The 16,023-nt window shown below is 45.6% G+C and carries 12 protein-coding genes and 1 riboswitch; of the genes, 7 read left to right on the top strand and 5 right to left on the bottom strand.

Annotated features, from left to right (window positions below):
- Positions 1 to 453 precede the first annotated feature (453 nt).
- A complete protein-coding gene (locus NE536_RS17870) occupies positions 454 to 1,446 on the bottom strand; it encodes a class 1 fructose-bisphosphatase (RefSeq protein ID WP_261273523.1) in 993 nt (330 codons plus the stop codon).
- A gap of 266 nt (positions 1,447 to 1,712) precedes the next feature.
- On the opposite strand from NE536_RS17870, the gene NE536_RS17865 reads away from it, so the two are divergent.
- Positions 1,713 to 4,037, top strand: coding sequence for a S9 family peptidase (locus NE536_RS17865; RefSeq protein WP_261273522.1), 2,325 nt, complete (start codon positions 1,713 to 1,715; stop codon positions 4,035 to 4,037).
- Between the two features lie 336 nt (positions 4,038 to 4,373).
- On the opposite strand, the gene arcA is transcribed toward NE536_RS17865, so the two are convergent.
- Positions 4,374 to 5,090 (bottom strand): two-component system response regulator ArcA, encoded by a 717-nt coding sequence (gene arcA, locus NE536_RS17860; RefSeq protein ID WP_006080127.1) that lies wholly within the window; start codon positions 5,088 to 5,090, stop codon positions 4,374 to 4,376.
- A 588-nt stretch (positions 5,091 to 5,678) separates the two neighbouring features.
- Between arcA and NE536_RS17855 the strand changes: the two genes are divergently transcribed.
- The 3 genes from NE536_RS17855 (at position 5,679) to NE536_RS17845 (ending at position 9,018) form a co-directional block, all read left to right on the top strand.
- Positions 5,679 to 6,113 (top strand): DUF3293 domain-containing protein, encoded by a 435-nt coding sequence (locus NE536_RS17855; protein WP_006080129.1) that lies wholly within the window; start codon positions 5,679 to 5,681, stop codon positions 6,111 to 6,113.
- A gap of 101 nt (positions 6,114 to 6,214) precedes the next feature.
- Positions 6,215 to 6,389: riboswitch (Lysine riboswitch) on the top strand.
- Between the two features lie 150 nt (positions 6,390 to 6,539).
- Positions 6,540 to 7,895, top strand: a complete 1,356-nt coding sequence (lysC, locus tag NE536_RS17850; RefSeq protein ID WP_261273521.1) for a lysine-sensitive aspartokinase 3 — start codon at positions 6,540 to 6,542, stop codon at positions 7,893 to 7,895.
- Position 7,896: 1 nt separating this feature from the next.
- On the top strand, positions 7,897 to 9,018 hold the full coding sequence (locus NE536_RS17845; RefSeq protein ID WP_261273520.1) for a succinylglutamate desuccinylase/aspartoacylase family protein: 1,122 nt from the start codon (positions 7,897 to 7,899) through the stop codon (positions 9,016 to 9,018).
- A gap of 103 nt (positions 9,019 to 9,121) precedes the next feature.
- Here NE536_RS17845 and NE536_RS17840 read toward each other — a convergent pair whose 3' ends face one another.
- On the bottom strand, positions 9,122 to 10,087 hold the full coding sequence (locus NE536_RS17840; protein WP_012588585.1) for a zinc transporter ZntB: 966 nt from the start codon (positions 10,085 to 10,087) through the stop codon (positions 9,122 to 9,124).
- 299 nt (positions 10,088 to 10,386) lie between these two features.
- Here NE536_RS17840 and NE536_RS17835 point away from each other — a divergent pair, with 299 nt between their 5' ends.
- A complete protein-coding gene (locus tag NE536_RS17835) occupies positions 10,387 to 10,761 on the top strand; it encodes a YacL family protein (RefSeq protein WP_261273524.1) in 375 nt (124 codons plus the stop codon).
- Positions 10,762 to 10,850: 89 nt separating this feature from the next.
- On the opposite strand, the gene NE536_RS17830 is transcribed toward NE536_RS17835, so the two are convergent.
- Together NE536_RS17830 and narQ are read right to left on the bottom strand one after the other, a co-directional pair.
- Positions 10,851 to 11,480 carry a response regulator gene (locus NE536_RS17830; RefSeq protein ID WP_006084162.1) on the bottom strand — a complete coding sequence of 210 codons (630 nt, stop codon included), beginning with the start codon at positions 11,478 to 11,480 and terminating at the stop codon, positions 10,851 to 10,853.
- Positions 11,473 to 13,308, bottom strand: coding sequence for a nitrate/nitrite two-component system sensor histidine kinase NarQ (narQ, locus tag NE536_RS17825; RefSeq protein ID WP_261273519.1), 1,836 nt, complete (start codon positions 13,306 to 13,308; stop codon positions 11,473 to 11,475). The genes NE536_RS17830 and narQ overlap by 8 nt, the downstream gene beginning before the upstream one ends.
- A gap of 225 nt (positions 13,309 to 13,533) precedes the next feature.
- Between narQ and nrfA the strand changes: the two genes are divergently transcribed.
- On the top strand, positions 13,534 to 14,937 hold the full coding sequence (gene nrfA, locus NE536_RS17820) for an ammonia-forming nitrite reductase cytochrome c552 subunit (RefSeq protein WP_012090224.1): 1,404 nt from the start codon (positions 13,534 to 13,536) through the stop codon (positions 14,935 to 14,937).
- Positions 14,938 to 15,195: 258 nt separating this feature from the next.
- Entirely contained in the window at positions 15,196 to 15,948 is a 753-nt protein-coding gene (locus tag NE536_RS17815; RefSeq protein ID WP_063881746.1) for a putative porin, read from the top strand.
- Positions 15,949 to 16,023: the final 75 nt, after the last annotated feature.

The raw sequence follows: 16,023 nt of genomic DNA, 5'->3' as shown, positions 1-16,023 counted from the left end.
CTAGCTTTCGGGGTACAGGATGTACCATCGGAAGCGATAGCAATTTATCCATAAGACCAAGGCTAGTAATCAATGCATGTAACTTCGCTAGGGACGCCGGGGGATTTCCAAAAGGGGAACAGGCGCTTTTCCCCTTTTGGTCGGGTGTGGGTTGAAGACCCACGACTTTGATTCACCTCGGCCGTTAGGCCGCAATTACTCATCGCGATTCACAGCGATAACTTTGTTAGTGATACACCAAACAAATCATCACAATTGATTGAGGGTGAAGCCCCACGACTTCGACTTACCTCGGCCGTTAGGCCGCATAAACTCCAAATGTGAAACCAATCGCTAAAACTTTACTGATCCCTGATTTCGCAATCAAAACTCAAGTGTCGCATTACGCGACAATAAAAAAGCCACTGTAATCAGTGGCCTTTCTCGTAAAAATCAGAATCTAAGCGATTCTACTTAGTCCAGACTTGGTTCTTCGCTGTAATCTAATCCATGGTAGCTTAGGCAAGCGTCGACTTCGTTGCTGCTGCCTAGGATGACGGCAACACGTTGGTGAATTTGCGTTGGTTGAATATCCAAAATGGTTTCATAACCGGTTGAAGCTTTACCGCCGGCTTGTTCGACTAAAAAAGCCATTGGGTTGGCTTCGTACATCAAGCGCAGTTTGTACGGTTTTTTAGGATCTTTATTGTCGGTTGGGTAGGTGAAAATACCGCCACGTGATAGCACGCGGTGTACGTCGCCGACCATGGCCGCAATCCAGCGCATGTTGAATGATTTTTCGCGTGGGCCAATTTTACCGAGCAGTAAATCGGCAATATAGGTCTGCATTGGCGCTTCCCAAAAACGTTGGTTCGACATGTTAATGGCAAACTCTTGGGTATCTGGGCTAATGCTCATGGCTGCGTTAGTCAGTAAAAATTCATTGGTTTCTGGGTGCAAAGTAAAGAGTTGCACGCCTTGACCTGTGGTTAATGCCAGCATGGTCGATGGACCATAAAGTATATAACCTGCGGCTAATTGTGCGCGGCCAGATTGTAAAAAGCTGGTTTCAGTCAGCTCGCCAGCAGGGGCTGGCAGGACGGAGAAAATGGTGCCGACTAACGAGTTGATATCGATATTAGATGAGCCATCTAGCGGATCGAAACACACCAGATATTGACCATTTTGGCTGACTTCAACCACATGATCTTCTTCTTCCGACGCTAAACCGCGCACTGTACCGTCAGCTTTTAAGGCATCTTTGAGCATGTCGTTGGTGATGATATCCAGTTTTTTCTGGGTTTCACCTTGGACGTTTTCTTGCTCAGTCGCGCCTAACACGCCCGCAAGTGCACCGTGGCGAACGGCATGGCTAATGGCTTTTGAGGTGTCGGCTAAGGTTAAAATTAGGTGGGAGAGGGAGTCGTTCACTGCCTGTGAGGTCAGGTGCTGGGCCAGAGTCTGCATGTTATGTCCTTTAAGGGTTCAACAATGAGGTCAATTTCGTTATTTGCCGCGAATGATAACTCAGTTAGTCGACAATTTCAGCGATGTTGCTGATGCTTTTAGCGAATATTAAGGCTTTTAGGGATTATTTGGATTGAGCTTGGCGCAAGGGCCTAATTTGTTTCGGCATATTGCATGCTATTTCTATTTAGGGTTTGCCTCTGGCACAATGTCGGCTTGTTTTTAATCGCTGACATCTTAGGCGATTATGTTTCCAAGGAATAATAATGATTAAAAATAGGTTAACTTGGTTCCCTGCGTGCTCACTTAAGGTGCGCGCCGTTCCCCTACTGATAGCGAGCCAAATGGCCATGATGTCGACAGCTATGTTTTCAATTACCCCAGCTTATGCAATGGAAGGCGGCAAACTGCCACTGACGATTGAGCGAATGAATGCCTCGCCCGCCTTAGCGGGCACCAGTCCTCGAGGTTTGAAATTGTCACCTGATGGTCAGCGTGTCACTTATCTTGCGGGCCGTAAAGACAATCAAAACTTTTATGATCTCTGGCAGATGGATGTAAAGACGGGCAAATCTAGCCTATTGCTCAATGCCGATAAGTTGGCAAGCAATGAATTATCCGATGAAGAAAAGGCCCGCCGCGAACGCCAACGTATTTATGGTGAAGGCATTATGGAGTACTTCTGGGCTGATGATAGCCAAGCGCTATTAATTCCGGCTGCTGGTAATCTGTATTATTTTTCATTAGTGGATAACAGTGTAAGCCAACTTCCCATTGGCGAAGGGTTTGCTACAGATGCACGCTTATCGCCCAGGGGGCATTTTGTGTCTTTTGTGCGGGATCAAAATTTGTATGTGTTAGATCTGGCGACGAAAAAACTCCAAGCTATGACGACCGATGGCGGCGGGGTGATTAAAAATGCCATGGCCGAGTTTGTCGCTCAAGAAGAAATGGATCGCATGACTGGCTATTGGTGGGCGCCCGATGAATCGGCCATCGCCTTTACCCGTATTGATGAGTCCGGTGTCGAGCAAGTAACCCGTAACGAAATCTATGCTGATGGTATTAAACTTACTGAGCAGCGCTATCCCTATGCCGGCAAAAACAACGTCGATATCGCCCTCGGTGTGGTCACGTTAAAAGATAAGGCTATCAATTGGGTAAAGTTGCGCGAAGATCATAGCGATGAGAATAGCGAAGACAAGAGCAAAGATATTTACCTGCCGCGGGTCGATTGGTTGCCCGATAGCAAACACTTGTCGTTCCAGTGGCAGAGCCGCGATCAACATCAGCTCGATTTGCAGTTAGTGGCGTTAGATGCACTGACTAAGCCAAAAACCTTAGTGAAAGAACGCAGTGATGCTTGGGTAAACCTCAATAACGATCTGCATTTCTTAAAACAGCAGTCTGCCTTTATTTGGGCGTCTGAGCGTGACGGCTTTAATCATCTGTATCTTTTTGACTTAAAAGGCAAACTCAAAACGCAATTGACTAAGGGCGAGTGGGCTGTCGATGAGTTGGAATACATAGATGAAACCGCAGGCTGGGTGTATTTCACCGGCCGTAAAGACACGCCAATTGAGAAACAGCTTTATCGCGTGCCTTTAGCGGGCGGCAAGGTTGAGCGCGTGAGCAAGCAAGCGGGGATGCACAATCCTGTTTTCGCCGATAATCAGAGTGTCTACCTTGATTATTTCAACAGCTTATCTCAGCCACCGCAAATCAGTTTACACGGTGACGAGGGCCAGCAACTGGCTTGGGTCGAGCAAAATGCGGTTAAGCAAGGTCATCCTTTATATGACTATGCTGGATTGTGGCAAATCCCAGAATTTGGTGAACTGAAAGCCGAAGATGGCCAAGTGCTGCAAACCCGTTTATTCAAACCCGTTCCCTTCGATGCAAGCAAGAAATACCCTGTCGTAGTGCGAGTTTACGGTGGGCCGCACGCCCAGTTAGTGACTAATAGCTGGAGTGAGCAGGACTACTTTACCCAGTATCTGGTGCAACAAGGGTATGTGGTATTCCAGTTGGATAACCGCGGCAGCGCCCACAGAGGCACTCAGTTCGAGCAGGTGATTTACCGTCATTTGGGCGAAGCTGAAGTGAATGATCAAAAAGTGGGGGTGGATTATTTACGGAGTCTGCCCTTTGTCGATGCCGATAATGTGGCGATTTACGGCCACAGCTACGGTGGTTATATGGCCTTGATGAGTTTATTTAAGGCGCCGGATTACTTTAAAGCCGCGATTTCGGGCGCACCTGTGACCGACTGGCGCTTGTATGACACCCATTATACTGAGCGTTACTTAGGTCATCCCGAAGGTAATGAAAAGGGTTATGAAGCCAGCAGCGTGTTCCCATACGTGAAAAACTATCAAGCGGGTCTGTTGATGTATCACGGCATGGCTGACGATAACGTCTTGTTTGAAAACAGCACTCGAGTTTATAAAGCGCTGCAGGATGAAGGTAAATTATTCCAGATGATCGATTATCCGGGATCTAAACATTCGATGCGTGGCGAGAAAGTGCGTAATCACTTATACCGCTCACTGGCCGATTTCCTCGATAGGCAGTTGAAAAACGCTAAGTAGCGCGAGATAGAGAGCGGGCCTGCTTGCGTATGCTGCTATGCCTTACGTATACGTTGTAGGCTTGCTCCTTGTTTAGCTCTTATATCACTCGCTCTCATTAGCGCTGATAGGTTGAGCTTGTTTTATAATTATGCTGCTGTTTTATAAATATTTTTGTTTCTATTTTTGACATCGGCTTTGCCATCAACCTGACTCTTAACTCTGTAAGCGTCGCCTATTAATCTGATTCGCTAAATTTTAGACATAAAAAAAACCAGATCCTAGGATCTGGTTTTTTGTGAATTGATGCTTATCGAATCAATCCTGTTGCTAATGCGAGTGTCGCTTAGCGGGCAATTAGCCTTCTAAGTTACCGCAAAAGCGATAGCCTTCACCGTGAATAGTCGCGATGATTTCTGGCGTATCTGGCAAGCTTTCGAAATGCTTGCGGATACGACGGATAGTCACGTCTACAGTACGATCGTGTGGCTTAAGTTCACGGCCAGTCATTTTCATCAGTAGATCGGCACGAGTCAAAATTTTGCCTGGGTTTTCAACAAAGTGCAGCATAGCGCGGAATTCGCTACGTGGCAGTTTGTAAGATTCACCCTGTGGGCTCACTAATGAACGGCTGTTGATCTCTAAGCTCCAATCGTTGAAGCGATAGTATTCTACTGAGCTCTTTTCTTCGACTTCGGCACCAGCGCTGTTGACGCGAGTCAGAAGGTTACGAGCACGAATCGTCAATTCACGTGGGTTGAACGGCTTGGTAATATAATCGTCCGCGCCAATTTCAAGCCCAAGGATTTTGTCGACTTCGTTGTCACGACCTGTCAGGAAGATCAGACCGATGTTGTTGATTTCACGTAGTTCACGTGCCAACAACAGGCCATTCTTGCCTGGCAAGTTAATGTCCATAACGACCAAGTTAATTTTGTTTTCCTGCATAGCCTTATGCATTTCTGCGCCATCATTGGCCTCAGTTACCACATACCCTTCTGCCTCGAAAATACTTCTCAGCGTGTTACGGGTAACGGCTTCATCTTCAACGATCAGAATGTGCGGATTTTGCATATTATTTACCTAAATTTTAATCAGTTTATACTAACCAATAAGAGCAACTTACTTCGGGCTCTTATATTCATAAAAGCGTTGATACTTCCTTGAACTGCTTTGTGCTCAAAAGGAAAATCTTTAAGGTGACATCTATATCTGGATGTAGATTAAGTGCACGTTTAAGTGTAATACGAGAAAACGTAATCAGTACCAACTTCGATAAGCAATAGTTAGAATAAGTTCCTTAACTATTGTTTTTTTTAAATGTTTAAAAGACAAATCAAATGTAGAACACATTTTAAACAGATGCCCGGTCAGTTCACGTTACTTAAAGCGATATATGTAACAAACTGTATTGAACGATAAGCATCTTGCTCAATCTGTTTCAACTCACCAGTACGTACATTGTACTCGTTTTAGTCATTTGTTAACAAATGAAATGTTAACAAATTTTAGGTGAGTCGGGTTTTTTACCATGATATTTACTTTAGCTATTGATTAGTATAACTAATGTATTTGCGATTCCTGTGAGCCAGTTCACGCCTCTTTGGATTTTACAATCACTCTGCTACACTAGCCTGGGTTCATTTTTCGATTAGACTACCAATGGACAATACGACTCAAGATTTGTGGCAATGTTACCAAGCGCCGTTATTTTTGCTGACTCAAGCATTATCCTGTGATTTTTCCTTTGCTGTTATTACTGCTCATAATCCCGCTTCAAAGCTGCTTTCTCCCAGTCAAAACCGTTTACTCGATCGCCAACTTCTCCGTGAAATTGAATTACTCGGCAGTCCCTATCGTGCTTTAGTGGGCGCGGCGCCGGATTTATCCCACATGGAAAAAAGCTGGGCCGTGTTTATCGATAGAACGATGGCGTTGCAATTGGGGAAGAAATTTAATCAGTACGCGATTTATGTAGTCGAACAAGGGGAGGTGAGCTTAGTGCCTTGCACTTTGGCCGGACATGATGAAGTGTGTTTAGGCAAATTTAGTGATTATGTGCAGCTGGTATACGAGTTGCCCGATTTAAGCACTTAGTTGTTTTCAAAAGATTTTATTTAAATTATTCATTTGTTATGAAATTAGCATTGACTTCATTAGGGGTTTATTGCTACTTTTTTCGTCCCTTTCCCTAGGAAAGGAACAGAAGAGGAGCGTTAACTAGGTAGTCGGTCAGAGGAGCACAAACTCCAGCGATGACTGATGAGGGAGATTAACGCCGAGGCATAGATATGGTTGCTGCATGTTTATGTCGGTCGATCAGGCTGAATCCTGACGATTGTCACCTGTAATTGGTGGAGAGCTTCTGGTGACGATTGCTGTTTCCCTTCTTTTGGGGTGCGTTATCATTGAGCACCAGGCTCTTCGAACGAAGTCAGTTCGGAGTGTGATCATGTTAGTTAATCAATATCTTATTCAATCTGCATTTATTTGTTGCCCTACGTGTTTCACGGAGGTGCGCTAATGTCCCTCGTTGTCGCAAAATTTGGTGGCACCTCAGTCGCCGACTATAACGCTATGAATCGCTGTGCCGACATAGTGTTAGCCAATCCTCATTGCCGTTTAGTCGTGGTCAGCGCATCGAGTGGCGTGACTAATCTGTTAGTTGAATTGACGCAAGAATCCATCAACGACGATGGTCGATTACAGCGATTAAAACAAATTGCCCAAATTCAATATGCGATTTTAGATAAGCTCGGTCGTCCTAACGATGTGGCCGCCGCATTAGATAAATTATTGAGTCGCATGTCAGTATTGAGTGACGCGCTCGCATCACAACGCAGCAAAGCGACCATGGATGAGTTGTTGTCCCTCGGTGAGCAATGTTCTTCGGCGTTGTTTTCAGCAGTCATCCGCGAGAAAGGTGTTAACTCCAGCGCCTTCGATGTACGCCGAGTATTACGTACCGACAGCCACTTTGGCCGCGCGGAACCTCAGGTTGAGCAGATTGCGACTTTAGCTCGTGATTATCTTCAGCCACTATTAGCGGAACAAGTGATTGTCACACAAGGCTTTATCGGTGCCGATGAAGCAGGTCAAACGACCACATTAGGCCGCGGTGGTAGTGATTATTCTGCTGCGCTGTTAGCCGAAGCGCTACGCGCCTCAGCGGTCGAGATTTGGACCGATGTCGCAGGGATTTATACAACCGATCCTCGCCTTGCGCCCAATGCCTTTCCGATTGCCGAGATCAGCTTTAATGAAGCCGCCGAGATGGCGACCTTTGGTGCCAAGGTATTGCATCCTGCGACCATTCTTCCTGCCGTTCGTCAGCAAATTCAAGTGTTTGTGGGTTCAAGTAAAGAGCCTGAAAAGGGCGGGACTTGGATCCGTCATCAAGTGGAAGATGCGCCCGTATTCCGCGCTGTGGCTTTGCGCCGCGATCAAACGCTGTTAAATCTTCACAGCTTGCAAATGTTGCATGCACAGGGCTTTTTAGCGGAAACCTTTGCGACATTGGTGCGACATAAGATCAGTGTGGATTTAATTACCACCTCAGAAGTGAACGTGTCTCTAACCCTCGATAAAACTGGCTCAGATTCAAGTGGCCAAGGTTTGTTGAGTGAGGCATTGTTGCAAGAATTATCACAGCATTGCCGGGTGCGCGTCGAAGATGGATTAGCCTTAGTGGCGATTATCGGTAACCGCATTGCGACCACGCCGGGTATTTGTCGCCGTGTGTTTGAAGTGTTAGAACCACACAATGTGCGGATGATTTGCCAAGGCGCCAGCCCACATAATCTGTGTGTGTTAGTGGCAGAATCGGAAGCGGCGCAAGTGGTGAAATCGCTGCATCAAAATCTGTTCGAAGGCGCTTAATATGCTGCCGACAACATCGTCTCTGCAAATTGGCGAGCTTGCCGCAGGGCAAGCGCTTACCTTGCCTATTTACCATTTTAAGCCGAGCGACGATAAGGCGACTGGCCCCAAAGTGTATATTCAGGCCAATGTCCACGGCGCTGAAGTGCAAGGTAATGCGGTGATTTATCAGTTGATGAAGCAGCTCGAACTCTGTGACATCCGCGGTGAAATCACCTTAGTACCATTAGCCAATCCTCTTGGGATCAACCAAAAAAGTGGTGAGTTTACCCTCGGCCGATTTGACCCTATTACGGGGGCGAACTGGAATCGTGAGTACTTGAATCATGCTATCGATTTGCCGACTTGGTATAGCGAACATGCTAAGCTGAGTGATAACGAGCTGATCCAAGCTTATCGCAGTACTTTGGTTGAAGCCTGTCAGCAAAAATTACGGCATGAATGGGGCATTACTACTGGCCATAGGCTTGCGGTTAATCTGCAGATTATGGCCCACGGCGCGGATATAGTGCTCGATCTACACACGGGGCCTAAATCCTGTAAGCATTTGTATTGTCCTGAATATGACTTAGCTGCCGCGCAGTTTTTGTTGATCCCTTATACGCTTGTTATCCCCAACACCTTTGGTGGTGCTATGGATGAGGCGGCGTTTTGTCCTTGGTGGCAATTAAGTGATTTTGCAAAAGCGCAGGGGCGAGATTTAGCCGTTGCTGTGTCAGCGTTAACCTTAGAATTGGCGAGCCAAGAGCGCGTCTGTCTTGAGGATGCGTTGGTTGATGCCCAAGGGATTTTGGCGTATTTAAGCCACCGCGGCGTGATCGCTGAAACCGTTGACCCCGCTAAAATGCAGCGCTTTGGTTGTTACCTTAAAGACTATAAAAAGTATCACGCACCAAGTTCAGGGTTAGTGGAATACCTCGCTCCAGTGGGTGAACCACTGGCTGCGGGACAGCCCTTAGTAAATTTACTGCGAATGGATTTATACGGTACGGCAGATGAGCTAAAGACGGTCAGTTTGCCGCAGGACTGCGTGCCGATTTTGCACTTTGCTTCGGCATCTGTGCACCAAGGGACAGAGCTTTATAAAGTCATGACTCATGTGTTTGAGTTGCCGACGACATAATCGCCCGCTTAGAGCATAAGCATTAGCTCACAACATTCAGCTTATAAGAATGAACGAAAACAACGCCAATCCTAATCGATTGGCGTTGTTGTTTTTAAGGTGGCTATAACCACTTAAATCGATAAAACAGCGCCATTTGTAGGGCGACGAGTGAGATTAATATGCCGCAGAAGGTGGCGAAGGCCCAAGTGTTGTCGGCGCCCGGTATGCCGCCAATATTGACTCCGAGTAAGCCCGTTAAAAAACCCAATGGTAAGAAGATGGCTGACACTAAAGATAAGAAATATAAGCGCTTATTGAGCTGCTCCGATTGTTGACTGAGTAATTCTTCCTGAGTCACATTCGCCCTATCGCGCAGGGCATCGAGATCTTCAATGGTACGGATAAGCTTATCGTTTGTTTCCCTGAGTTTAAGTCGCTCCGAATCGTTAAACAGACTAACTTGCTCGGAAATCATTTTTGAAAAGGCTTCACGTTGGGGCGCTAAATAGCGGCGAATGGCGACAGTTTGGCGGCGCAGTTCAGCGATATCGGTGCGTAAGTCTTTTACATTGCCTGAGACAACGAGCTCTTCTAAATCAGAGAGTTGTTCTTCTAACTTATCGATGAACTCGACTTTACGGTTAGTGAGTCGCTCGCAGACAGCGACGATAAAGTCGCCCGTAGTTGCAGGCCCATTGCCCTCAAGGATCAGCTCGGCGACATCTTTGACCGACTGTAACTCGCGATCGCAGGTGGATATGATCCGCTGTTTATCGGCATAAATACGCACGGCAACCATGTCTTCGGGAGCTGAATTGGGGTTGAGGTTGACGCCGCGTAACGCGAGCAATATGCCTTCGCCGGCGATAACGGCGCGGGGGCGAGTATCTTGGGCGAGTAGAGCATCACTCTCGACCTTCGGCAGGCCGCTATTGAGTATCCAGTGGCGCGCCTTTTTATTGCGATAGCGAAGGTGCAACCAGAGTAGACCATCCTGCGGATCCCATTTTTCGATCTGTTCTAAGCTTAAGGTGGAACCCGCTTGGGCGCCGCTTAGCACTAAACTGTAGATAAATCCTTCGTGCATATCGCATTCCATATAACTTTCAAAATCATACAAACAAGCTAACTGATTTTGCCATGAAAATGAAGTCAGTACTCGTGCTTAACGGCATGGCAACGCGCTTTATACTGCGTTTAAGGCTTTCGACAGAGCACCACTATGCCTTCAAGCCTTCACCTTGCCTAAAGCGCGTTGAACTCCCGCTGAATGAACAGATATTTAGTACGATTGGTATTAAATCGGCTGTGCTGCGTGGGGCGAGCAACTTCGCCAAGGATAGGTTAAAATTAGCATTAGTAGGCTTAGAGCAAAGAGACAATAAAATGGAATACGAATTTCGGCGTAACAGTTTAACCGGCACCTTTCTGGCCAGCTTTAGCATGGATCATGAAGTGCTGGGGCAATGGTTTACAGAAGAATTGGGGCCTGAGTTAGCCAAAATTCAGCAAGTGTTAGACATGATTAAAGAAATTCAAACCGATAAACGCGGTGCATGGCGTCTCGTCGGTAATGATTTCACCTTAGAGTTAGAGCGTGAGCAGGCGCGGGTGTTTGCGAATACGTTAGGTTTCGAGCAAGAGTATGAATTAGAAGAGGCGATGTCACTCTATGATGCTGAATCTGAAGCCTATTGTGGCCTAGAGGACTTTGAGCAGGCGTTACTGAGTTGGCAGGCATTTATCGAGAAAGGTCTGTAATCGTCCATTCAAATCCTGTTCGATAAAAACATAAAGGCAATCATAGGATTGCCTTTATTGTTTGCGCTATACCTCGCTAAACTCAGGGATTACTGATTAAGGTAGCGTACCGCCATTTCGGTTCTCGACTTGGCATTGGCTTTGCGCAGTAGGTTTTTCACGTGCACTTTGACTGTGCCTTCACTAATGTGTAAATGCTCTGAAATCATCCGATTACTTAAGCCTTCCGCCAGTTGCTCTAGAATTTGCAGCTCCCTAGGCGTCAGGCTCGAAATCCATTCTTGCTCGTCGGTCGCATCTTTTAGCTCGTAGAGGTATTCCTCCACTTCATCGCTGATAACTCTGTGGCCAAGCATGGCATTTTTGAGTTTTTCGAGCAGTAAATCGGGCTCAGTATCTTTGAGCAAATAGCCGTCGGCTCCTGCGCGTAATAAACGGATCACATCCTGTTTGGCATCGGAAACTGTGAGTATCACTATGCGCGAGGTGACGCCCTCTTGGCGCATGGCATTGAGCGTATCTAGGCCTGTCATGCCTTTCATATTCAGATCGAGCAAGATGATATCGGGCTCATCGGTGGCAACGGCGGTTAATGCATCTAAACCACCACCGGCTTCGCCAAAAAGGCTGAAGTCAGGATCTGAGGCAATGAGCTGGCAGATGCCTTTGCGTAAGAGGGGATGGTCGTCGACCACAAGTACGGAATAAGGTTTACCCATTTGAAGGCTCCTGTTGAGAGGGGAAAATAAGCGTCACTCGAGTGCCACTTGAACCTTTGCTGTGCTGCGCAAGGTTGAATGAATGGTTAGGCTTGAGTGTATCGTCTTGTTCGTTGCATCCTTGCTCAATCGTGGTTGCCGTAGCAGGTTTAAATCTGCTTATCTCGTTGTCGCTAAATATGACTTTACCTGAAAGTTTGCTGGCTCGCTCATGCATAATCCCTATGCCAAAGTGTTGATCTCGTTCTTTTAAATGTCCAATACCTATGCCGTTATCGCAAACACTGATATTGACCATGCCCTCGTCATCCTTATAACAATGGATATTGATGAGGCTGGCCTCAGCATGTTTGATGGCGTTTAAGGTCGCTTCCCGAGTGATTTGCAGTATGTGAATATGCTGCTTTGCCTCTAGCCATTGTGGTGCAAGTTTATAGTCTAAGGTGATCTTGATACTCGTCTTGGTTCTGAGCTGCTCAAGCATAGCCTCTAAGGCACTTTTTAGATCGGGTTCTTTAATCGTGAGTCTAAAGGTCGACAGCAATTCCCTGAGCTGCACATAGGCAGTGCTCACGCCTTCATTGATTTCGGTTAATTGAGCCTCAACGGTAGGGTTGCGGCAGCTGTGATCTAAGTTTTTGCGTAATAAGCTAATTTGGATTTTAAGGAAGGACAGCACTTGACCTAAGGAGTCGTGTAATTCCCGTGCGATTACGCCGCGTTCCTCCATCAGCGCCAGTTGTTGTCTTTGCTCAGTGGCGTTGTGGATCACAATTGAGCGAGTCAGCATAATCGCGAAATTATTAAATAGCGCGATATTCGGTGTTTGATCTGCTATCAACTCTAAGTAGCCCAGATTTGCTTGCTCAAATTGTAGCGGGAAACGGGTGCTGTTTTGAGTTACCTCTGGCCAGCCACCATCGGCCTCAATCACTTCAAGCTCTTGCTCTGGATACTGGATAATGAGCCTTAGGTAGTCGAGTGACTCATAACCTTTTAACTGATTCAGTGCCGCTTTGAGCGCTTTGTAATCGAGCTTATTCGCGTTTAATGTCAGTAGATTATCGTATAGAAATGCCAGCTCATTGTTAGCCCGAGTGAGTGCTAAGGTTTTCTCTGCCACCTGCGACTCTAAATCGCCATAAAGCATGGCGAGTTCCTTGGCGGTTTTTTGCAGGGCATGGGTGAGCGCTGTGAGTTCGATATATTCGGTTTCGGGCATTTCGATTTCAAAATTGCCCTTAGAAATAGTATTCGCCGACTCCATCAGTTTTTGCAGCGGGATCACCACTTTCTTTTTAGTAAAACGCACCGCCACAAAGGCGATAATCAGCATGACACTCAAGCCTAATATTTGGCTGGCAGCGAGGAGCCTGAGTTTAAAGGCGGCGTGGTGCTCCATCTCCAATACCAGTAAATCTATGGTGTCGACAAAGTCCTTAAGTGACGCCACATAGTCGCGGGAGTTTTCTTGCTCTATGTAGTATTTCATTACCAACCATTTATCGATCACGAGCTGATATTGATCGGCAATCTTACGTGGACTAAACCAACTATCTGAAGGCTTTAAGGTATCGGAATAGAGGGTGTTTTCGAATTCGATGATTTTATCGAGCGCAGCATCACTGCCAGAGTTGGCGTAAAACATCAATCGATAGCTTTGCATCCGCAAAGAACCCGAGGCGTTAATCGCCTTAGCGTCGCCCAAGCTGTAAGACAAATTGATGATAGCAAAGGTTGATAAACTGCTAGAAAGCAGAATGAGTACTAACATTAATCCTAAGATTTTTGAGGTTAGACTGCCTCGTTTCATTAATCCGCTATTCATTTTAATGGCCGCTGTTATGGCACTTTGCAGTGGTTTTTACATTAGAAAATAATGTAATACATTAACAAAAGTATAGAAGTGTGAACAACAACACCTTTACATTTTGATCTAGCGCAAACTTCGACCTAGATACCCCCTAAGAGGTATATGTTTAGCGGGATTAACTCACTAAGTTTGACCATGGAGATGTCGTGATTTACAACAATAATGCAACACGGAGATGAGATGATGAAGAAGATGACAGGTAAGTCCTTTGCACTAAGTGCACTGGTTGCCGCCAGCTTCATGGCGGCGGGCGCAATGGCGAGTGATAAAACTGAGCCTCGCAACGAAGTTTATAAAGACAAATTTGCTAATCAATACGCTAGCTGGCATGACACAGATAAAAGCACTGAGAATACCGATGTGTTAGCCTCGGACCCGAGCTTAGTCGTGCTGTGGGCAGGTTATGGTTTTGCGAAAGATTACAACGCACCACGTGGCCACATGTATGCCATTACGGATGTGCGTAACACTCTGCGTACTGGCGCACCAGCCAATGCGGAAGATGGTCCAATGCCTATGGCTTGTTGGAGTTGTAAGAGCCCAGATGTGCCGCGTTTGATTGAAGAACAAGGCGAAGATGGTTACTTCAAAGGCAAATGGGCAAAAGGCGGCCCAGAAGTGGTGAACACCATAGGCTGCGGTGACTGCCATGAGAAAGGCACGCCAAAACTGCGTATCTCTCGCCCCTTTGCTGAACGTGGTATGGAAGCATTAGGCACACCTTTTGCCAAAGCGTCTAAAAAAGACAAGCAATCAATGGTCTGCGGTCAGTGTCACGTTGAATACTACTTCGAGAAAAAAGAAGGCAGAAAAGGTTTCGTTAAATTCCCTTGGGATATGGGCACAACCGTTGAGCAAATGGAAACCTATTACGACGGTATTGAGTTCTCAGATTGGACGCATGCGCTGTCTAAAACCCCTATGTTAAAAGCGCAGCATCCTGGCTATGAAACTTGGAAACTCGGTGTTCATGGTAAGAATGATGTGAGCTGTGTTGATTGTCACATGCCAAAAGTGACCAACGACAAGGGTCGTAAGTACACAGATCATAAAGTGGGTAACCCATTTGATCGTTTTGAAGAAACCTGCGCGACGTGCCACAGCCAAAGTAAAGAGTTCTTAGTCGGCTTGACCAACGAACGTAAAGCTAAAGTGAAAGAGTTAAAAGGCCGCGCCGAAGCGCAACTGGTGAAAGCGCACTTTGAAGCCGCAGCCGCTTGGAAAGCGGGTGCAACTGAAGCGGAAATGAAGCCTATTCTAACCGATATCCGTCATTCACAATGGCGTTGGGACTATGCGATTGCTTCACACGGCGCTGCTGCTCACGCTCCTGAAGAAGTCTTACGTATTTTAGGTACCGCGGTAGATAAAGCGGCTGATGCGCGGGTTAAATTAGCGCAACTGTTGGCGAAAAAAGGCATCACAGATCCTGTCGCTATCCCTGATATTTCGACTAAAGCTAAGGCACAAGCCGCTTTAGGTATGGACATGGAAAAAATGAATGCTGAGAAAGAAGCATTTAAGAAGGACATGTTACCTAAGTGGGATGAAGAAGCGAAAAAACGCGAAGCCACTTATAAATAATACTTAAGTAGACTTCAAAATAATAAAAAGCTCCTATATAGGGAGCTTTTTTTATATCCTTTATTAAAGGATAAATATTAAATTTTTATTTCAATTCTATATTTTTTGCATTAAGGTGTGCGCCGCTAGGAGAGCAGGTTCGTTTAAATAAAAAATTTAAATGGATATTAATGATAATGGAATAAGCAATGCTGAGATTGTTTCTTCGTTATCTTCATCTTTTACTCCTAGCTTATAATCATATAAGGGAATACTTTGATGAAAAAAATTACCGCGCTTGCAATATTATTAGGTTTCGTAAGTGTTAATGCCGCTGCTGCACAAGATAACTCATTTCAGCATGAAGCAGGCCTAAAATATAGCGCAAATTCTGAAGAGTTCAGCGATGGTCTGTGGAACGCGAATTATCGTTACTACATTAGCCCAGTTGACCAAACTAAAGGTCCTTATGCGCTTAATGGATTTTTAGCTCAAACGTCTAATGTTGGCGTTAATTACAGCAATTATGATGAATCAGATTTAGATACCATTGGTGTTGATGGCACTTATGTATTTGCTTCTAAATGGTTTATTGCTGCTAACTATCAACGTTCTGAAATCGGCAGTTTTGACTGGAACACTTACGGTGCAGAAGTCGGTTATTACTTCAACGATAGCTCTGCAGTATCTGCTTTCTATAACGATGGCAGCGATAGCATCGAAGAATCATACGGTTTAAAAGTGCGTAGCTTTATTGCACTACAATCAACCACTGGTGTTGATTTGAGCGCAAACTGGACACATCAAGATTCTGACGACACATTCAATTTAGGTGCTGATTGGTATGTGACTAAATCATGGTCTGTTGGTCTAGGTTATACTGATGATGGTCATGATGATACTTTCGTATTAAAAACCGCTTATTGGTTACGTCTATCTGATAGCTTCTCTGCAAACTTTGAATTAGCTAGAGAATTAGATTCAGATGCTGATGGTGTATTTATTGGTTTAGGTCTGACTGGTCGTTTCTAATTTAATTTTTGTAACGATTATTTAATATAAAGGTCACAAGTTAATGTGACCTTTATTCTTTTGCTCTAAATGAAT

The sequence above is a fragment of the Shewanella septentrionalis genome (assembly GCF_025370265.1).
In the GTDB taxonomy this organism is placed as follows: Bacteria; Pseudomonadota; Gammaproteobacteria; order Enterobacterales; family Shewanellaceae; genus Shewanella; species Shewanella hafniensis.
The sequence above is the reverse complement of the archived record's forward strand: the minus strand, read 5'-3'. Positions and strand labels throughout refer to the sequence as shown.